The organism is Sorangium sp. So ce117, assembly GCF_051524395.1.
In the GTDB taxonomy this organism is placed as follows: Bacteria; Myxococcota_A; Polyangia; order Polyangiales; family Polyangiaceae; genus Sorangium; species Sorangium cellulosum_B.
Genome location: NZ_CP150309.1, coordinates 2,482,605 through 2,500,278, shown reverse-complemented (window position 1 = coordinate 2,500,278; position 17,674 = coordinate 2,482,605). Strand labels below are relative to the sequence as shown.

The window sequence follows — 17,674 nt, the reverse complement described above, 5'->3', positions numbered from 1 at the left end:
GAGGAGCACGTCAGTGTCGAGCGACGCTTCGGGGATCCTGCGCGGCTCGGGCCACCCCGGCCGCAACGCCTACGCCGAGCTGCTCCGCGACACGCGCGGCCTGAGGCGGGAGCAGCAGCAAGCGCGCGAGGCGTGGTTCGCGCGCCTCGCGGCCGACAAGAAGGACGAGACGCTCTTCGAGCTCGAGATCCTCCTGAAGGGCGTCGCCTGCTTCGCGAACCCGCGGAACCACCCGGGCGCCGGGCGGCGCCAGACGATCGTCAGCCACGATTTCCGCGAGCACCTCCAGCACGCCCGCGACGGCATGGCGCGCGTGGTCCAGCTGACGCGCACCATGCTCGGCGATCGCGATCGCGCCTTCGTCTTCCAGCGCTACCTGGAGACGGTGCTCCCGGAGGACACGGCGCGCACGCGCCTCCTCCACGCGACGATGGCGCAGGAGTCGCCGGAGTCGAGCCTCTTCGTGCTTCGGCACGGCTTCACGAACCTCATCGAGGTCGCGGGCGGGCTGCTCCGGCTGCCGAGGGTCAGCTTCAGGCTCTTCTACGCCCACCTCGCGACGGCGATGCGCGAGATCGCCCAGAGCACGTTCTTCAACCCTCTCCACGCGCTCGAGTTTCGCCCGGAGTTCGATCGCATCCCGTCGACGCAGGTGCTCGAGCTCATCCACCGCGTGCCCGGCGAGCAGGCGCACCGGCTCGTGGCGCTCACGTTCCTCGCGCTGTTCAGGATGCTCAGGTACCTCCGCCTGCTCGACGCCATCGCGCTCGATCACTCGGATCACCGCGTGGCGGGGCGCGGGTACCTCGTGCTCGCGGTCCTGCGCAGCGACGCCCGCGCGCTCTCGAACTACCTCCGGCGCCGGGCGGGCGCGCTGCTCGCGGACAGCTTCGAGCGCGATCTGCTGCGCGTGCCCGCGAGCGACATCGTCGCGCGCCACGACGAGCTCGCCGCCGAGGGGCACCGCCTCCTCTCCACGAAGGCCGCGCTGACCGGGCTCGCCGCGAACCTGCGGCTCGAGATGCGCCGCGCCTTCGAGCACGACCTCCCGCCCGCCGACGCGCTGGTGAGCGAGTCCGAGTACCGGGTCCGCCTCCGCGCCGTCTCGCACGGCCTCCGCCCCGCGCTGCAGAACGCGATCCTGTTCCTCGGCAGGTCGCTCGGCGCGAAGCTCGAGGAGGGCCGCGTCTTCGACGATCAGGCCGCGCGGCGCGCGACCAGCGATCGCCTCCGACGCGACGTGTGGATGTTCGCGCAGATCGCGCGCGCGTTCGCGAGCAAGGCGCGCCACACCGGCCCGGCGCCCGATCGATGGACCGGCATCGCGAGCTTCGCGTTCGTGCGCGAGTTTCTCTCGTATTTCCGGGCGATGGGCTACCCGCTGCTCCGGGTGGGCGACTACCCCCACGTCGACGCGTTCGTCTCCGCGATGACGGCGCTCGAGGAGAGCGACCTCCTCGATCCGCAGCGGCTCGACGCCGCCATCCGCGAGTGCGAGGCGTTCTTCGAGTTCCTGATGAAGCTGTTCGAGCAGATCTCGAAGCGCGAGGACCTCGCCGGCGTCCCGTTCGATCGCAAGGGCGCCGCGCGCGCTCTCCGGCTCTACCTCGGCGAGCGCACCTGAGCGCCCCTCGCGGGCCGCTCCGCCGCATCCTCAGAGCGCACCGAGGGCACGAGCGCCGCTCGCAGATCCTGGAAGCCTCCCGCAGTCCGCCGTCGCTGAGCGGGGCGCACGCGCCCCCCTCGCCGCTCCGGCACCCCGGCGAACAGGCGCAGCGCGCCGCACGCCGATGCCGGCCACCTCGGCCGCAGGCGGCGGCGCCGTCGCGGGGACATCGTCCACCCGCGCGCGCCTCCGGCCTGGACCGGCGCGTCCGGATCCGCGCCGTCCTCACCCCCCGATGATCTTGTAAGACGGATTATCTGGTCGCAACCGGCGGGTCGGCTCGCTGCGCCTCGTTCTGTTGGAAGACCCGAGGCGCTCCCGTGTCGCCTTATTCCGACTCGTCGGACGGGCCGGTGCTCGCAGGAGCAGGAGCAGGCGTGCTCTTGCGCGCGCCGCGGGTGCTCGCGCCCTTGGCCGGCGCGCGCTTGGCGGCGGCGCGTCCTCGAGGAGCGGCCGCCTTCTTCGGCGCAGCCGCCCGCTTGCCGGCGGCCTTCGCCTTGCGCTTCGGAGCGGCCTTCTTCGCGGCCGGCTTCTTGGCGGCGGCGCGCTTCGGGGTCTTCTTGGCGGCGGCGCGCTTCGGGGCGGCCTTCTTCGCTGCCTTCCGCGCCGGCTTCTTCGCGACCTTCCCGGCCTTCGCGGCGGCCGGCTTCTTGGCCGACTTCGTCACCTTCTTCGCAGGCTTCTTCGCGGTCTTCTTAGCAGCCATTGGAAATCCTCCTGCATTCGCCCCGGCACGGCACGGCGGACATCGCCAAACGTCCTCTCCGCTACAGTTTCCTTACCGAGGCAACAGATGTTGCACGACGTATATTGCCACGCATGGTGATGGTCAAGGAAAATCTTGCAGGCCCTAAACCGATGTATCCCGTGTGTTCCAGGCAAACTGGTCCGCAAGCGTTGCGAGGGTAAACGTCGGAGCAGGCCATGGTGAAGCAACCAGACCGAACCGTACGACTGATTTTTATTGACAATCGATCGGGTGTCTGTATTGCCCCCTCGCGCTCCTTCCTGGCGATCGCGCGCCTGCACGGCGCGGCAAACGGCGCCGGAGCGCTCATGGTCGCACGGAGCTCCAGCGTTGCGCAGGCTCTAGAGAGCCTTGTGCGGCGCCATTCGCCTCGCTACGGTCGCGCCGCCTGCGCGGCGCCCCTCATGGCCGAGCGCCGCGCTGCTCTAGGAGGAAAGGTATGTTGGTTCGTCGCTCGACGTCGTGGTTGTTGCTTGGCGCAACGCTCCTTGCGGGCTCGGGGGCGCTCGGGTGCGGCTATTCGGAGGAGGAGATGCAGGCGAAGATCCGCGAGATCGAGGGCCTGAAGACCCAGCTGAGCGCCGAGCAGGCGCAGAACAAGAAGGCCAAGAGCGAGCTCGACGAGGCGGCGGCCCGGATCGAGCAGCTCAAGTCCCAGCTCAAGGCAGCAGGCGTGGACATCTCCAACCTGAACGCGAACCTCGAGCAGCAGGCGCGCGCGCTCGAGGACTTCCGCCGCCGTGCCCAGCAGCTCGAGGACATCAAAAAGCGCTTCGAGGTCCTGCGGGACAAGCTCCAGGCCCTCACCAAGCTCGGGCTCAGCGTGACCGTCCGCAATAACCGGATGGTCATCCAGCTGCCCGGCGACGTCCTCTTCGACTCGGGACGGGAGACGCTCAAGAAGGAGGGTCAGGACATCCTGCTCAAGGTGGCCGAGGTCATCCGCAACGACTCCGGCCTGTCGGCGCGCTCCTTCCAGGTCGCCGGGCACACGGACAACGCGCCGCTCGCCGGCGGCCGCTTCAAGGACAACTGGGGGCTCAGCGTGATGCGCGCCCGCGAGGTGCTGGCGTTCCTGCTCCAGCCGGAGGACAAGGCCGGCGGCGGCCTCAAGCCCGAGCGGTGGAGCGCCTCCGGCTACGGCGACACCGACCCGGTGAAGCCCAACGACACCCCGGAGAACAAGCAGGCCAACCGGCGCTGCGAGCTCGTGGTGCTGCCGAACGTCGAGGAGATGCTCGACCTGAAGACGCTCACCCAGTAAGGCTCGGGGCATGAGCGTCGCGGCCATCGACATCGGCACGAACTCGGTCCTCTTGCTCGTCGCCGAGCGCCGCGGGGGTGAGCTCGTCGCGCTCGTCGAGCGCGCGACCATCACCCGGCTCGGCCAGGGGGTCGACGCGGCGCGCGCGCTCGCGCCCGAGGCCGTGGAGCGCACGCTCGCCTGCCTCGCCCGCTACGGGGAGGAGCTCCGGTCCCGGGGGGTCGAGCGTGTGGACGCCGTCGGCACCAGCGCGATGCGCGACGCCGCCGGCGGCGAGGCGTTCATCGCCCGCGCCCGCGAGCTCATCGGCGTCGCGCCGCGCGTGATCTCCGGGCCGGAGGAGGCGGAGCTCACGTACGCCGGCGCGCTGACGGGGCTCGACCTGCCGGCCCGCGGTCCCACGATCGTTGTCGACGTGGGCGGCGGCAGCACGGAGATCATCGTCGGCAGCGCCGACGGCGCGGTGGAGCAGGCGGTGAGCCTCGACGTGGGGAGCGTCCGCCTGACCGAGCGTCACGTGCGCACGGATCCGCCGGCCACCGCGGACCTCGAGGCCGTCCGCGCCGACGTCCGGGCGGCGCTGGCGACGCTTCCAGCCATGCCCCAGCTCGCGGCGCCCACCCTGGTCGGCGTCGCGGGCACGGTGACGACCCTCGCCGCGCTCGTGCGCGACGTGGCCCCCTACGACGGCGCCCGCGTGCATGGCGCGCGGGTATCCGGGGCAGAGATCGTGGACGTCACGTCCCGCCTCGCTTCCCTGACGCTCGCCGCGCGCAGGCAGCTGCGCGCGCTGGATCCAGCGCGCGCGGACGTCATCGTCGCGGGCAGCGTGCTCATCGAGGAGATCCTCGCGTGGGCCTCGCGGCTCGCCGGAGCTCCTGTCGATCTCGTCGCTTCGGATCGCGGCGTACGCTGGGGGCTCGCCGAACGCCTCAGCGCCGCCTGAGCACCCCGGCTCGTTTGAAGTCCGGACGGACGTAGCGCCCGAGGTCCGTCGCGTCCGTCACATTTTCGAGTCATCTCACCCACGTCAGGTCCGCCACCTCTCCCGGAGAGGCCCGCTCTGCCCTAAACTAGGCGGGTGAGCTGGCGCGCACCCACGTCGATGCCTCCATCGGCATACACTGTCACCCCGCCCGACCCCAAGGGAAAACCAGAGTGATCACGCCACGATGGCGCACCCACGGGGATTTTCGTTGACCTATCTCGGCTGGCTCACTAGAGTGCGCGCGCCTGGCGCAAACCGGCCCTTTTTCAAGAGGGCCGTTCCCCCAACCTCAATCCCTTCCGCCCGCAACCGTCCGCTTCCACCGCCGCTTGTCAAGATTCCGCCGTGCACGCCAGAGCACCGACCTCTCGCGGGTCATGGAGGGTGCTCGCGTTCCTGCTTCTCGCACAGCGGTCTCGTGCGGCGGCTCATGGCTCTTTTCTCGGAATTTTTCTCGGAATGCGTGACGGTGTGTGTCGGTTCTGCGGGTCCAGGTTCAACCGCATGTGCAGCGTACGCCCCTCGAAGGGATTTCGGGAGGCAGACGAAAAACTAAAAGGACGGCGGGGTGGAAGGCAAAGGAGACGATATGCAGGCTCGTTCGGAGATCCAGTTCAAGGTGGGCGACAAAGCCGTCTACCCGGCCCAAGGCGTGGCCGAGGTGGTCAACATCGAGGAGAAGGACATCGCTGGCAACCGTCAGCGATTCTATGTTCTCCGCATCTTGGACACGGATCGAAAGATCATGGTTCCAGTCAGCAACGCGAGCGCGGTCGGCCTTCGCCAGGTCATCTCTGAACAGGAAATCCGGGAAATTTTCGACATCCTCCGCGAGCGTACCATCGCGTTCGACAACCAGACCTGGAACCGTCGGTACCGCGGCTTCATGGACAAGATCAAGACGGGTTCTATTTACGATGTCGCCGAGGTGCTACGCGACCTCTATCGCTTGAAGACGGACAAGCAGCTCTCGTTCGGTGAGCGCCGCATGCTCGACACCGCCCGGACGCTGATCGTGAAGGAGATCGCGATCGCCCGAGGTCAGACGGAAGAGCAGGTGAAGACCGAGATCGAGGCGATCTTTCTCGCCAACTAAGGCGTTACCTCATGGTTAGCGGCCTTGCGGCCGCTGCCGATGGAGGCCGGCACTGCCGGCCTCCGGGCTTTTGTGGGCCGAAAACGCCGTGCACCATCGGTCCGGGCGCATTCAGAGATCGCTGCCCGGTCGCTTCTGCACGGGCGGGAGCGGGGGCAGCGCCACATCGACGCGCCACCCCGCGTCCTCGTAGACGCAGGGCACCTGGACGCGCTCTCCCGGGAGCAGGCCGGCGATGTCCACGAGGGCGTGGGCGCCGGCGACCTGGGCGGTGTAGCGCTGCGGCTCGAAGCGCAAGAGGAAGCGGGACGGCGTGATCATCGCCTCGGGCGCGATCGCCTTGCCGGTCGCGGCGCTGTAGCGCTGCGCGCGCGACGCGAGGTTGTCCCGAGCGCGGCGCGACAGGAGCTCGAAGGCGGCCTTGGCGTCAGCCGGGTCGCCGTGCAGCTGGCGCAGGCGAGCGACCAGCTCCCGGACGGCGCCGTCGGGCGTGCCGCTCGGAGGCCGCCTGCTGCATCCGGCGGAGGCGAGCGCCACGACCGAGAGCGCGACCGCCACGCCTGCCCGGACGAGGCGCGCGGCCGGCCGTCGGGCGTCCTGTCGCGCGGGTTGCCGGTGCGTGACCATGCGGCCCTCTCCTTAGAACGACGCGCCGCCGACGTCCACGGCGCGCGGCCGCCGCCCCCAGGGTGACGTCGCGGCGGATCGCGCTCTTACCGGATGTTGGGCGCGCCTACGCGCACGCGCCGTCACCCCGGCGCGGCGCTGGCGAGCGCGCCCACCTGGCGGAGCGCCTCGTACAGGACGATGGAGACCGCGTTGGCCAGGTTGAGGGAGCGCACGGGACCCAGCGTGGGAATGCCGAAGACGTCGTCCGGCATCCGTGCGAGCAGCTCGGGGTCGAGGCCTACGCTCTCCTTGCCGAACACCAGCGCGTCGCCTGGCCGGAAGTCCGCGTCGAGGTAGCTCCGCGGAGCCACCGCGCTGAAGAGGCGGAGCCGAGCGTTCGGGTGATGGTGGCGAAAGTGGGCGATGTCGAGCTGCTGCTCGAGCGTGACCAGGTGCCAGTAGTCAAGCCCCGCGCGGCGGACACTCCGCTCATCGATGCGGAACCCCAGCCTCCCGAGCAGATGCAAGGGGCTCTGCGTCGCAGCGGCGAGCCGCGCGATGTTGCCTGTGTTCTGCGGGATCTCCGGCTCCACCAGCACGATCCGGAACGGCGGATCGAGCGGCGCCGCACGGAGCCGGGGGCGACCATCGTTGAGCACGCCCTCTCTTTCCGCGACGCGACCGCGCGCCGCAACCCCCGAGCGAGGGATCGCGCGCGCGGCCTGGCTCGCCAGCGCCGCCTCGACAGATAGCCGGCCCACGCGGTCGCGCGGAAAACGCGAACCGAACGGACGGAGGCCCCTCTGTTCGCTTGACGGCTGTACGAGCGGACACGTAGCCTCCCGCCTCGGAGACACGGAATGCGCGCATCGTGCTGGATCGCTTCGGCTATTGCCCTCGCAGGAGTGGCGTCGTCCTCGCTCGCGGCCGCCGACGCCATGGATCCGGCGCTCGCGCGGCTCGTGCGCGACCCGGAGCCGAGCCTCGGCGGCGCCGCCGTGCCCTGCCGCATCACAGGGCCGGAGGGTGGCCTCTACTACAACCCCGCTTCGCGTTATCAACGCTGCCTAACCGACGACGCTGCGTTCGCCAAGCTCATCGCGCAGTATGGCTTCGCGGTGGCGCCGTCGGCGATGCACTCGGCGCGGACCACGGGCTACGGCGGGTTCGAGATCGGCATCGAGGCCAACTACACGAAGATTGACAGCGACGCCGACTATTGGAAGCAGGGCACGCAGGGGCCGCAGGATCCGACCAGCAAGAACTTCTCCATCGAGAATCGGAGCCCGGACTCCTTCCTGCAGCACTACTCCCTCAAGGTCCGCAAGGGTTTTCCGTTCGGGTTCGAGCTCACCGGCGCCGTCGGGTTCCTCGCCAACACAAGCCTCGTCAGCGCGGGCGCCGACGTGCGCTGGTCGCTGTTCGAGGGGTTCCGCCGAGGGCTCCCCGCGATCCTCCCGGAGCTCGCCGTCGGCGGCAGCGTCCGGAGCGTCACCGGGACCGAGGAGTTCCAGCTGACCGTGGCCGGCGCCGACGCAGTGATCTCGAAGCCCCTGCCGATCGCCGGCACGGTCGTGATCACCCCCTACGCCGGCTACCAGTGGCTCCGGATCTTCGGAGACTCGGGGCTCATCGATCTCACCCCGAACACCGACGCCGTGAACTTCTGCAACTTCCGAGGGGCGAACTCGCCTGCCAACCCGGTGCAAGGTCAGGACGGCAACCCGCTCCCCCACGACGGCCAGCCGGTGTGCGAGGGCGGCTCCCAGGCCGACTTCAACAACACCGTGGTGTTCGACGCCGTGCGCATGAACCGCCACCGGCTCCATTTCGGCGCGCAGCTGCGGTTCCAGATGGTCAAGCTCGGCGCGCACTTCATCACCGACATCGTGAGCCCCGAGGACGCGAACCAGGGCGCGGCGAACGAGATCGACGGCGAGAACAAGTTCGCCGGGCTCGGGTCGCAGTGGACCCTCGGGATCGATCTCGGCGCGATGTTCTGAGACCCGCTGCGCCGGGGACGCTCGCCACGGGCCCCGGCGCAGAGCCGCTTCGAGCGGACGCGGCTCGCTGCGCTCCTCAGCGCTTCGAGCTCAGATCGGGCAGCGCGTAGCCGAGCTCGGCGAGGAGCGCACGGAATGCGCGGTCCTCGTTCCGCGCCACGGTGATGTGCTCCATGAACTTCTTGAAGTTGCCCTGAGCCGCCGCGTCGGCGGCGCGCTCGCTGTTCTCGAGCACGAGCAGGAGGTGCGGGTGCGCCTTGGAGACGGAGCTAGGGCACTCCATCTTGCTCGCCACCCGGGCGCGCGCTTCCGCGAGCGCATGCACCACCATGACGAGCTCCTTGTCATGGGTCCGCGGCAGGAGCATGTCGCCCTCCCTGCGCGCCTCGTCGAGCAACAGGCTCGCCCTGTCCAGATAGCTCCCGGCCCAGGCCGGCAGCGCGACGAAGAGCGAGCAGAGCGCGAAGGTGAAAGCAAGCATCAGGTGACGGATCATCGACTGGGTCCTCGGTCGTTCACGGTTTGCTCGGAGGGCGCCTCGCCGGATGGCGGGCCCCCCCTGCCCTCGGGCGCACCTTGCAGGGCCTCGGCGGCTGCCCGTCCATCGCATGCGGCGGCCGCGGGCTCCGGCGCGGCGCAGGAGAGAAGCGCGGCGCGCGCGGCCGCCTGCTCCGCAAGCTTCTTCGACCGGCCCCGGCCGGTGCCGATGACCTGGCCGTCGACCTCGACGGCGACGAGAAACGCGCGGTCGTGGTCGGGCCCCTCCGTGCCCATCAGACGGTAGCGCGGCGACGCAGCGCCGCGCGCCTGCACGCGCTCCTGCAGCTCGCTCTTCGCGTCACGCCCGAGCAGGCTGCCGCTCGCGAGCTGCGCGAGCGGGCTCGCGGCGATCTTCCGGCTCAGCGCCCGCGCGCTCTCGAAGCCGCGATCGAGGTACAGGGCCGCGACGAGCGCCTCGGTGGCGTCGGCGAGCACGTTCGTCTGGTCGCGCTCCCCGGCGACCTCCGCGCCGCGCCCGACCCGGAGCGCAGCGCCGAGCTCGATCCCTCGCGCCCACGCCGCCAGCGCGTCCGTGTTGACCAGGGCCGAGCGCATCATCGAGAGCTCTCCCTCCCTCGCCCCCGGAAAGCGCTCCATGAGGAGCTCCGTCACGCACAGGCCGAGCACGGCGTCCCCCAGGAACTCGAGGCGCTGGTTGTCCACGCGCCGGCCGCCTCGCTGCTCGTTCGAGAAGCTCGGATGCGTCAGCGCCTCCTCGAGGTGCGGCAGGTCCCCCTCCAGCCCCAGATCCAGACGTTGCAGCAGCTCGCTCGGGAGCATCCCCAGCACCTTGCCCACGCGCAGCGTCAGCCCGCGCTCAAGCGGTCGGTCAGCTCGGCCAGCTCCAGGTCGAGCGCGGTCAGACCGCCAGCGTCATGCGTGGACCACGCGACCCGCACCTTGCCCCACGACAGCGCGATCTCCGGGTGATGATCGCGCCGCTCGGCCAGGAGGGCGATCTGCATCACGAAGCCAACGCCGGTCCCGTAATCCGGAAACGAGTAGCTCCGCTCGATCTGCTCGCCCGCTCGCACCCAGCCCGGGTGAGCAGCGACGAACCCGGCGATCTCATCGTCCGAGAGCCGATCACGCTTGCCCATGGGACGCAACTATGGGCTAAGCCCCGCCCTGGTGGAACCCCGGAATGCAGCCCCCGCCCCGCGCAGCGTCCGCCACGCGCGCCGTTCGCCGTGCGCTATCCTCCCGCCTCGATGACCGGGCTTCACGCCTGCCCCTTCTGCCGGGAGATGTTCGAGGCGAAAGAGGCGTCCACGTGCCCCGCCTGCGGCCTCCGGCTGGAGGCGCTCGCGAAGCTTCCCCCCTCGTACGACGCGCTCCAAGAAGAGCCTGACGAGCCGCTCCCGCCGCACATGGAACCGCTCCCGTGGACCTACGCCGGGCGCGGCCGGGGCGCCCTGCTCGCGCTCGCGCTCCTCGGGCTCGCGGCGTTCTTCGCGCCGTGGATCCACGAGACGGCCCCCGAGCTCCGCGACCTCAGCGGCTTCGGGCTCGCGCGACGGCTCGGCTGGATGTGGGCCCCGGCGGTCGCGTTCTTCGTGATGATCCCGCTCGCGCTGACCCGGAGGTCGATCCACAAGATGCGCGGCGCCCGCGTGGCCGTCGCTTTCCTCGCCGCGGTCGCCCTCGTCACCGTCGCGATGCGCCTGATGTTCACGCCGGGCAGCACGCTGCTCCGTCCCGTCCGCTTCACGTGGGGCTACGGGCTCTACGCGACCGGGGCGATCGCGCTGCTCGCGCTGTTCACCGCCGCGTTCTTCGGAGGAAGGATCGACGACCTCCCCACGGGGCAGCGGCGGCGGGGCAACGAGGTGCTGCACTGAGGCACTGAGGAGCGCGTGGCCGGTGGCATCTCGGGTCGACAGGCTCCCCCGTGCGACGTAACCTTGATGGGAGTGGCCTTTGTTCGCTGCTCGAAGGTGCGCAATGGCCAAGCGATCTGCCAGCGTACGCCGTGAGCTCTCGCGGGACGACGAGACGTTCGATGTCCCCGCGGCGGTGCTCTGCGCGTGCTGCGGACAGCCCGACTGCGCCGGGTGCTCCGCGGCGAGCGACGAGGGCTCGGGGGTCGTCGCGATCGTCCCGTGGGAGCGCCCGATCGGCGGGGTCTGGTCGCGGCTCTGGGCCACATCGAGGGCGACCACGCTGGGAGCCGAGACGTTCTTCGCGACGATCCCCGACGGCGCGCTCCCCGCGGCCATGCGCTTCGCCCTGCTGGCGGAGACGCTCGCGATCCTGTCGATGATCGCCGCGCTCCTGCCCCTCGTCGCGCTGGCGCTGCCGAGCCTCACGCTGGAGCTGGCGCGCAACCCGGCCGCACGCGCGAGCGCCCTCCAGTGGCTCGCGATCGGCGTTCCGGCGGTCACCGTGTGGATGGTGCTCGCGCACACCTTGCACGGCGCCGCGCTCGACCTCGGGGCACGGCGCCAGGGCGCGCGGCCAGAGCGCCGGCGCGCACTCCGCTTCGGGCTCTACGCGTGCGGCTGGGATCTCATGGCCGGCCCGCTCGGCGCGCTGGCCATGCTCATCACGGGCGGCACCAAGGGAGCCGAGCAGGTCCTCTCGGCCTCGCTCCGGGTACCGGGCAAGGCGTCCATGGCGCTGCTCCTGGGCGTCTACGCGCTCCACCCCGACGCGGCGGAGCGCGCTCGACGCGCCGGGAGCATCGCCGCGCTCGCGCTCACCATCGCCTCCGGCTTCGCCGCCATCGCGCTCGCCGTCGCCTTCAGCTGACACGCCGTTCAGCGCCCTCGGGGGTGTCGCCCTCGGCGGCGCTGCCCCCGCGGGTGTCGAGCGCCCATCCGTGCGCGCCAGCAGCCTCAGCGCATGTCGTGACGCGGCACGGGCGAGGGCGGAGGCGCGCCAGGACGCCGACCGCTCGCGAGGGTGCCCGGGCGCCTCTTCGGCTGCAGATCGCCCGTCGAGGTGATGTCGATGAGGTCCACGAGCTCGGGGGCGTGACCGGAGACGTCCTGCGCTCGCAGGCGATCGAGGAGCTGCTTCACCTGCGCCTCCGCCTTGCCGTGCGCGAGGATCTGACGGATGGACGGCGCCTCTTGCTCGAGCGAGCGGCTCACGGGTTTCCTGCTCTGGCGCCGCCACAGCACAGCAAAGCCATCGCCCTCGGGCACGGGCTCGGGCACGAGCTCCGCGTCTTTCACCCCGGCGGCAGCCGAGAGGAGCCCCGGGTCGACCTTCAGCCCCGGCTCGGACGTCGCGCCATCGGACGCCACGAAGCCGAGATCGCCGCCGCGCATGCTCGTCGCCTTGTCGAGCGATTTCTCGCGCGCGATCTCCTTGAAACGCTGGGGTGACGGGTCCTTCTTCAGCTCGGCCAGGATCGCCTCGGCCTCCGCGCGCGTCGCGACGAGGATGCGCCAGAGCGCCACCATCGCCGGGGAGCTGAACCTGTCGCGGTGGGCCTCGTAGTAGGCGCGGACCTCCTCGTCCGTCACCGGGGAGCTCGCCGCCACTTCCGCCTGGATCCGCTGCAGCAGCGCGGAGCGCAGGACGCCGCGCACGCGATCCTGCACGTCGGCGCGCTCCGTGAGCTTCTGCGCGGCGGCCCCCTGGGCGAGGAGCAGCTCGCGCACGAGGACCTGGTTGACGAAGTTCTTCCGGACCTCTTCCGGGGTACGCCCGAAGGTCTGGAGCTGAAACGGCGGGACCTGCGCGAGCCTGCGCTCGACCTCCGACGCCGTGATCGCCGCGTCGCCGACGCGCGCCACCAGGACGTCCGCAGAGGCCGCTGGCTGGGCCTCAGCGCGGAGCGACAGGCCGGTCGACGCAGCGCACACGACCGCCATGGCGGCCGCGCCGAGGGGGAGCTTCAGCGTTCTCGCGCGCATCGGAGCGGGTTATCCCCGCGCCAGCAGGCAAGGTCAAGCTGCCCCGCGGCGCGCTGCCTCGGCGGACACGCCGCGCTCGTCCCCGCGTTCACCTCGGCGCTCGCCGCCCCGCAGCACCCCGGCCTTCCGCAGCGCGTGCGCGTCGAGCCCGACGAACCGGTAGACGTCCGCGGAGAAACCGTAGGCGCGGTGGAGGTGCCTCAGGCCCTCCACGAGCTCGGCGGTCACCTCGACCGGGGGCGGGGGCGGGTACGCCTTGCGGATCGAGGCGAGCGGCTCGCCCAGCTCAAGGAGCTCCTCGACGCGCGACAGCACGTCGATCGGCTTGAGCGCACGCTTGCCTCGCCGCGCGACGCCCTCGGCCAGCTCGGCGAGCAGGCGCCGGCGCCGGCGCTCGGTACGGCCGTCTCCGGCGCGGCCGCCGCCGCCCAGGAGCAGCTCGTTGAACCGGCGCGCGGCCCGGCGCTTCTCGACCGCATCCGGACTTCCCCGGCGGTTCTGCGCACCGCCGCCCCGCTTGGCTGGACGTGGCGCTTGGGTGGACCCGGCCGTGCGGGCCGGCGAGCTCTTCGTCTTCACGATCCTCGGCAAGAGCACAGCGCGCTCGAGGAGCCGGTATTCCCCGGCACATCTTCTTGCTGTCCCGGCAGTATAGACAGCTCATCCTCCCGCTTCGAAGAAAGCGGCGGGCGCACGGTCGCGCTCGCCCCGCGCGGCGCTGGACGTCAGCGCCCGCCTGCGCACCACGCGAGGGCCGTTCCGACGGCCGCGATCAGCCAGGCCGGCCACGTCGCGCGCACGAAGCCGGCGACGTCCGACAGGGCGCCGCGCCGGGCGCGCCGCACCGCCTCGGCGTGGCCCACCCGGCGCAGCTCCTCGCGCGCGATCTGCTCGTGCTCCTCGTCGTCGAGCGGATCGCTGCCAGCCAGATGGTGCAGGTGATGTGTCACCTCGTGGTCGATCGTCTCCTCGATCTCCGCGTCGATGTCGAAGCCGGGATCCTCGCGGGCTTCCGACCGGAACGTCCGATAGAAGATCCTGATCTCCGGAGGATGGGCGATCCCGAGCGCATCCGCGGGTGTCCCGGGCGTGTAGCAGCCGAGCAGCGGCTCGCCTCCGTCGTCGCAGGCCGGCACGCCTGCGTCGATGAAGAGATCGATGTTCCGCACGCCGCGGGCCTCGTAGATGCGCCCGGCCGCGGCGCGGACGCGCGCCTCGAAGCCGTCGAGATCCGGAAAGGCGCTCGAGGCGCTCGCGCGAGCCCTCGTCCCTGCCCTCGTCGAGCGGGGCTCCCCGAGCTCGTCCGCGTCCGCTCCGTCCGCTCCAGCAGCGCGCAGCGGGGCGCGCGCGAGCTCCCGCTCGAGCGGCACGTCGAGATCGTTGCGGGCGCCGCAGCCCTGGCAGCGGTAGACGGCGAGGAGCCGCGCGGGGTAGCGCGCCTCGTGGTAGAGGTCGACGATCGCCGCCCACGCCTCGTCGGGCGCTCTGGCGAGCGCCTCCGCGATCAGCGGCGCGCGGCGCTCGCGGCCGAGCGCCGCGATCCCCATGGCCACCACCAGCGACGGCGTGACGCGCAGGACGCCGTCGTCGGGCAGGCGGAGGAGCGGCATCGCTTCCTCGACGGTGCGCTCCACGAGCCGCACGGCGCGGCAGACGGCGCGACCCACGCGCAGCGCCGGGATCGGGTGCGACACGCCGAAGTCGAACGGGCAATCGAGCTCGGGATCGTGGAGCTCGCCATCGGTGAACGGCCCGATCTCCAGCAGGCCCGACGGAGCGACCTCGAACGGAGCGCTGCAGTTCTCGCAGGTGTAGGCGCCTGGTTCCTCGGGCACGACGCCGGCAGACGCGAGGAGCGCGCGCAGGACATGGGCGTCGGTGAGCGGGAGGCCGAGAGGATCCAGCGGCGCGCCGCGCGCGTCGGCCAGGACCGACGGGCCCGCGAGGACCTGCACGTCGAGCGCGCACCTGCCGATGGATGCGCGCTCGCCGCCGCGGCCTGCGGGAGCGCCGAAGACGGACGAAGCGCGAACGCGCGCGGCGGCGTCCGAGAGGCGCGCCACGCCGCCGGAGGGGAGGTGGACCTGAGCGGGGAGCAGGCGTCGCGCGGGCGCAGGCATCGCGGCGGCCTATATAGCGGGTGGCTCGCCTCAGGGGTCCTCGGGACGCGGCGGACCGCCGACGCCGCCCTCGTCGGCCGGAGCGAGCGATCCCCACGGTTCGCGATCCCTGTCGGTCGCGGACGGCTCGCTCGCCGCGCGGCCGATGTCGAGGCCGGCGGCGCTGGCGAGCTCGGCGGCTACCGCCGCGGAGAGCGAGCCTCCGCTGAGCGGTGAAGCGCCGGCGACGGTCGAGATGGGCGACGGCTCCGAGGATGGGCGATCTCGGCGGCGACCGCGCGCGAGCACCGGCGCGCGCTCCCCGTCGCCGGCCGGATCCGGCGCGGCCGCGCCCACGCGATGGACGGTCGCGCGCAGCTGCACGCGCCCGAGCGACAGGCTCGCCGCGCTGGCGGGCGGCACGCTCGACGAGAGCTCCGCGCCCACGGGCACGCCTGTCCCGAAATCGAGGTAGCGGGTGATCGCCAGGGCGTAGATGAGCTTGCGCACGGTCGGCTCCGGCGCGACCCCCGCTCGGAGGAGCGCGGCGAGCGTGGGCGTGGAGCTCTCCAGCGCCTCGATCACCGCGAGCTCGCCCTCGCGGAAACCGAAGCGGCCGGGCTCGAGGGCCGGGTGCAGGCGGAGGGGCACGGCCCCGATCCGCTCCAGGGTCCGCTGGAGGCGCGTCGAGCGCTCGCCGTGATCGCGCAGCCCCGCCCAGAGGAGCGCGAGGGGATCGACCTTCGCGGGATCTCCCCCCCACTCGGCCAGCGCGTCGAGGCCGTCGAAGTAGCGGTACTTCGTCTCCGGGGGCAGATCGAACAGGCGCACCATCCGCCTCACGAACTGGACCTGGGCAAGCCAGTCGATGGTCGTGGCGTCGACGCACCCCGACAGCAGCAGCACGTCCCCCAGGAGGCCCCTTGTCGCGAGCGCCTCCGCCAGGATCTCGGCGGTGATCACCCCCTCCTCGAGCAGGATCTCCCCGAACCGGGCGTACCCGTCGCTCGGACGGATCTTCACGGGGTTCCCCCGGACGATCCGCAGCGTGTGCTCGGCGCCCGTGGGCTCCACCAGAATGAGCGCGCCGGTCAGCCGATGCTCGACGGCATAGACGAAAAGATGAGCGAACGGCGTCCGCTCCAGATCTCCTTCCGCCGTCGCGAGACCGTCGGGAGACATCCTGGGCCAAGCTACCATAGCGCGCGCAAGCCGGATCCCCCTTTCTCCGCGCGCGGCGGCGCGGAAGCTGAGCAGGCGCCATTGGTCCCGCTGCCGCGCTCCGCCGGAGCGCGGGCCTCGGCCGCGGCGGTTCCGCGCTACGGTGGCAGATATGCCGCGCGGACATGTGCTGGTGCTCGACGACGAGCGGGCGATCTTGACGACCCTCCAGAAGGCCCTGTCGCTCGAGGGCTACACGGTCGACGTCGCCGGCGGCGTCGGGGTTGCAGAGGAGAAGCTCGCGAAGCGGAGCTACGACATCGCGCTCTTCGACGTCTCGCTGCCCGACGGTGACGGCGTGGAGTTGCTCCAGCGGATACGCGTTGCCGGCTCGGAGCTGCCTGTCGTGATGATGAGCGGCCACGCGACGGTCGACGCCGCCGTCCGCGCGACGCGGCTCGGGGCGATCGACTTCCTGGAGAAGCCGCTCTCGACCGATCGGCTGCTGCTCGTGCTCGAGAACACCCTGCGCCTCGTCCGCGCCGAGGCCGAGGCGAAGGCGCTGCGGACGCAGACCGGCCAGGTCGGCGAGCTCATCGGAGAGAGCCGGGCGATGCTCGACCTGCGCGAGCAGATCGCGCGCGCGGCGAAGGCGACAGCGACGGTCTTCGTGACGGGCGAGCGCGGCACCGGCAAGGAGCTCGTCGCGCGCGCGATCCACGGCGCGTCGAAGCGGGCGCGCGGGCCGCTCGAGAAGATGAACTGCGCCGCGGTCCCGAGCGAGCTCATCGAGAGCGAGATGTTCGGGCACGAGGCCGGCGCGTTCACGGGCGCGACGAAGCAGCGGCGAGGCAAGTTCGAGCGCGCGAGCGGCGGGACGCTGTTCCTCGACGAGGTCGGGGACATGCCGCTCGCGATGCAGGCGAAGCTGCTCAGGGTGCTCCAGGAACGGGAGATCGAGCGCGTGGGCGGGCACGAGACGATCAAGGTCGACGTGCGCGTGGTGGCGGCGACGAACCGCGACATCGAGGCGGCGTGCCGGGAGGGGCAGTTCCGGCCGGATCTCTATGATCGGCTGAACGTGCTGCCGCTGTCGCTGCCGCCGCTGCGCGCGCGGCGCGAGGACGTGCCGCTGCTCGCGCGGCATTTCCTCGCGCTCGCGACGCAGGCGAACGATCGGCCCGGGATGGCGCTCACGGACGGCGGGATGAGCATGCTGGTCGCCTACAGCTTTCCGGGGAACGTGCGGGAGCTGCGCAACATCATCGAGCGGCTGGTGATCCTGACGCCCGACGAGACGATCGACGAGGGCGACGTGAAGGTCTGCCTCGGAGGGCAGCAGGCCGCGATGAAGGGCGGGCTCTTCCGGCCGGGGGTGCCGTTCCGGGTGCTCGCGGAGGAGGCGGAGCGGGCGATCCTGGAGGAGGCGCTCGGCCATCACGGAGGGCAGATGGCCGCGACGGCTCGGGGGCTCGGGCTCGAGCGGAGCCACCTGTACAAGAAGTTCAAGGCGCTCGGTCTGCGGGGGGACAAGGGCGAGGCGGAGGACGAATAGGCCACCGAGGGGTGCAGCCCTCCCGGGGGGCCGCGCCGAGGGGAGGGTCTGCGCGGCGGCCAGAGGTGAGCGCTCACAC

At 71.5% G+C, this 17,674-nt stretch carries 18 protein-coding genes; 8 read left to right on the top strand and 10 right to left on the bottom strand.

Going from position 1 to position 17,674, the window contains the following annotated elements:
* The first annotated feature begins 13 nt into the window (after window positions 1–13).
* Complete coding sequence (locus WMF46_RS09380; protein ID WP_437551195.1) at window positions 14–1,624, top strand: hypothetical protein; 1,611 nt, start codon at window positions 14–16, stop codon at window positions 1,622–1,624.
* A 370-nt stretch (window positions 1,625–1,994) separates the two neighbouring features.
* On the opposite strand, the gene WMF46_RS09375 is transcribed toward WMF46_RS09380, so the two are convergent.
* On the bottom strand, window positions 1,995–2,372 hold the full coding sequence (locus WMF46_RS09375) for a hypothetical protein (RefSeq protein WP_012234342.1): 378 nt from the start codon (window positions 2,370–2,372) through the stop codon (window positions 1,995–1,997).
* A gap of 481 nt (window positions 2,373–2,853) precedes the next feature.
* On the opposite strand from WMF46_RS09375, the gene WMF46_RS09370 reads away from it, so the two are divergent.
* From WMF46_RS09370 to WMF46_RS09360, 3 genes are all read left to right on the top strand, one after another.
* Entirely contained in the window at window positions 2,854–3,678 is an 825-nt protein-coding gene (locus WMF46_RS09370; protein ID WP_437985300.1) for an OmpA family protein, read from the top strand.
* Window positions 3,679–3,688: 10 nt separating this feature from the next.
* Window positions 3,689–4,624 carry a Ppx/GppA phosphatase family protein gene (locus WMF46_RS09365; protein ID WP_437985299.1) on the top strand — a complete coding sequence of 312 codons (936 nt, stop codon included), beginning with the start codon at window positions 3,689–3,691 and terminating at the stop codon, window positions 4,622–4,624.
* A gap of 631 nt (window positions 4,625–5,255) precedes the next feature.
* Window positions 5,256–5,762 (top strand): CarD family transcriptional regulator, encoded by a 507-nt coding sequence (locus WMF46_RS09360; protein WP_012234339.1) that lies wholly within the window; start codon window positions 5,256–5,258, stop codon window positions 5,760–5,762.
* A gap of 111 nt (window positions 5,763–5,873) precedes the next feature.
* On the opposite strand, the gene WMF46_RS09355 is transcribed toward WMF46_RS09360, so the two are convergent.
* Together WMF46_RS09355 and WMF46_RS09350 are read right to left on the bottom strand one after the other, a co-directional pair.
* Complete coding sequence (locus WMF46_RS09355; RefSeq protein ID WP_437985298.1) at window positions 5,874–6,389, bottom strand: hypothetical protein; 516 nt, start codon at window positions 6,387–6,389, stop codon at window positions 5,874–5,876.
* A gap of 122 nt (window positions 6,390–6,511) precedes the next feature.
* On the bottom strand, window positions 6,512–7,030 hold the full coding sequence (locus WMF46_RS09350; protein ID WP_044968101.1) for a tRNA (cytidine(34)-2'-O)-methyltransferase: 519 nt from the start codon (window positions 7,028–7,030) through the stop codon (window positions 6,512–6,514).
* 246 nt (window positions 7,031–7,276) lie between these two features.
* On the opposite strand from WMF46_RS09350, the gene WMF46_RS09345 reads away from it, so the two are divergent.
* Window positions 7,277–8,374 carry a hypothetical protein gene (locus WMF46_RS09345; protein ID WP_437985297.1) on the top strand — a complete coding sequence of 366 codons (1,098 nt, stop codon included), beginning with the start codon at window positions 7,277–7,279 and terminating at the stop codon, window positions 8,372–8,374.
* 76 nt (window positions 8,375–8,450) lie between these two features.
* Here the strand turns inward: WMF46_RS09345 and WMF46_RS09340 are convergent, their stop codons facing one another.
* Genes WMF46_RS09340 through WMF46_RS09330 form a run of 3 tightly spaced genes read right to left on the bottom strand, consistent with a single transcriptional unit; the run spans window position 8,451 to window position 10,014 of the window.
* Window positions 8,451–8,870, bottom strand: coding sequence for a hypothetical protein (locus tag WMF46_RS09340; RefSeq protein WP_437985296.1), 420 nt, complete (start codon window positions 8,868–8,870; stop codon window positions 8,451–8,453).
* Window positions 8,867–9,712: a ribonuclease III gene (gene rnc, locus WMF46_RS09335; protein WP_437985295.1), complete on the bottom strand. Its 846-nt coding sequence runs from the start codon at window positions 9,710–9,712 to the stop codon at window positions 8,867–8,869. Before rnc ends, WMF46_RS09340 begins: the two co-directional genes overlap by 4 nt.
* A gap of 8 nt (window positions 9,713–9,720) precedes the next feature.
* Entirely contained in the window at window positions 9,721–10,014 is a 294-nt protein-coding gene (locus tag WMF46_RS09330; protein WP_437298751.1) for a 4a-hydroxytetrahydrobiopterin dehydratase, read from the bottom strand.
* A gap of 111 nt (window positions 10,015–10,125) precedes the next feature.
* Between WMF46_RS09330 and WMF46_RS09325 the strand changes: the two genes are divergently transcribed.
* Window positions 10,126–10,755: a hypothetical protein gene (locus tag WMF46_RS09325; protein ID WP_437745159.1), complete on the top strand. Its 630-nt coding sequence runs from the start codon at window positions 10,126–10,128 to the stop codon at window positions 10,753–10,755.
* 103 nt (window positions 10,756–10,858) lie between these two features.
* Window positions 10,859–11,665 (top strand): hypothetical protein, encoded by an 807-nt coding sequence (locus tag WMF46_RS09320; RefSeq protein WP_437716605.1) that lies wholly within the window; start codon window positions 10,859–10,861, stop codon window positions 11,663–11,665.
* Between the two features lie 86 nt (window positions 11,666–11,751).
* On the opposite strand, the gene WMF46_RS09315 is transcribed toward WMF46_RS09320, so the two are convergent.
* From WMF46_RS09315 to WMF46_RS09300, 4 genes are all read right to left on the bottom strand, one after another.
* Window positions 11,752–12,780, bottom strand: coding sequence for a peptidyl-prolyl cis-trans isomerase (locus WMF46_RS09315; protein WP_437985294.1), 1,029 nt, complete (start codon window positions 12,778–12,780; stop codon window positions 11,752–11,754).
* A gap of 33 nt (window positions 12,781–12,813) precedes the next feature.
* The gene (locus WMF46_RS09310) at window positions 12,814–13,359 is read right to left on the bottom strand and encodes a hypothetical protein (RefSeq protein WP_437985293.1); all 546 of its coding nucleotides are present in this window, start codon (window positions 13,357–13,359) and stop codon (window positions 12,814–12,816) included.
* A gap of 146 nt (window positions 13,360–13,505) precedes the next feature.
* Window positions 13,506–14,900, bottom strand: a complete 1,395-nt coding sequence (locus tag WMF46_RS09305; RefSeq protein ID WP_437985292.1) for a metallopeptidase family protein — start codon at window positions 14,898–14,900, stop codon at window positions 13,506–13,508.
* 30 nt (window positions 14,901–14,930) lie between these two features.
* On the bottom strand, window positions 14,931–16,061 hold the full coding sequence (locus WMF46_RS09300; protein WP_437985291.1) for a hypothetical protein: 1,131 nt from the start codon (window positions 16,059–16,061) through the stop codon (window positions 14,931–14,933).
* Between the two features lie 151 nt (window positions 16,062–16,212).
* On the opposite strand from WMF46_RS09300, the gene WMF46_RS09295 reads away from it, so the two are divergent.
* On the top strand, window positions 16,213–17,595 hold the full coding sequence (locus tag WMF46_RS09295) for a sigma-54-dependent transcriptional regulator (protein WP_437985290.1): 1,383 nt from the start codon (window positions 16,213–16,215) through the stop codon (window positions 17,593–17,595).
* Window positions 17,596–17,674: the final 79 nt, after the last annotated feature.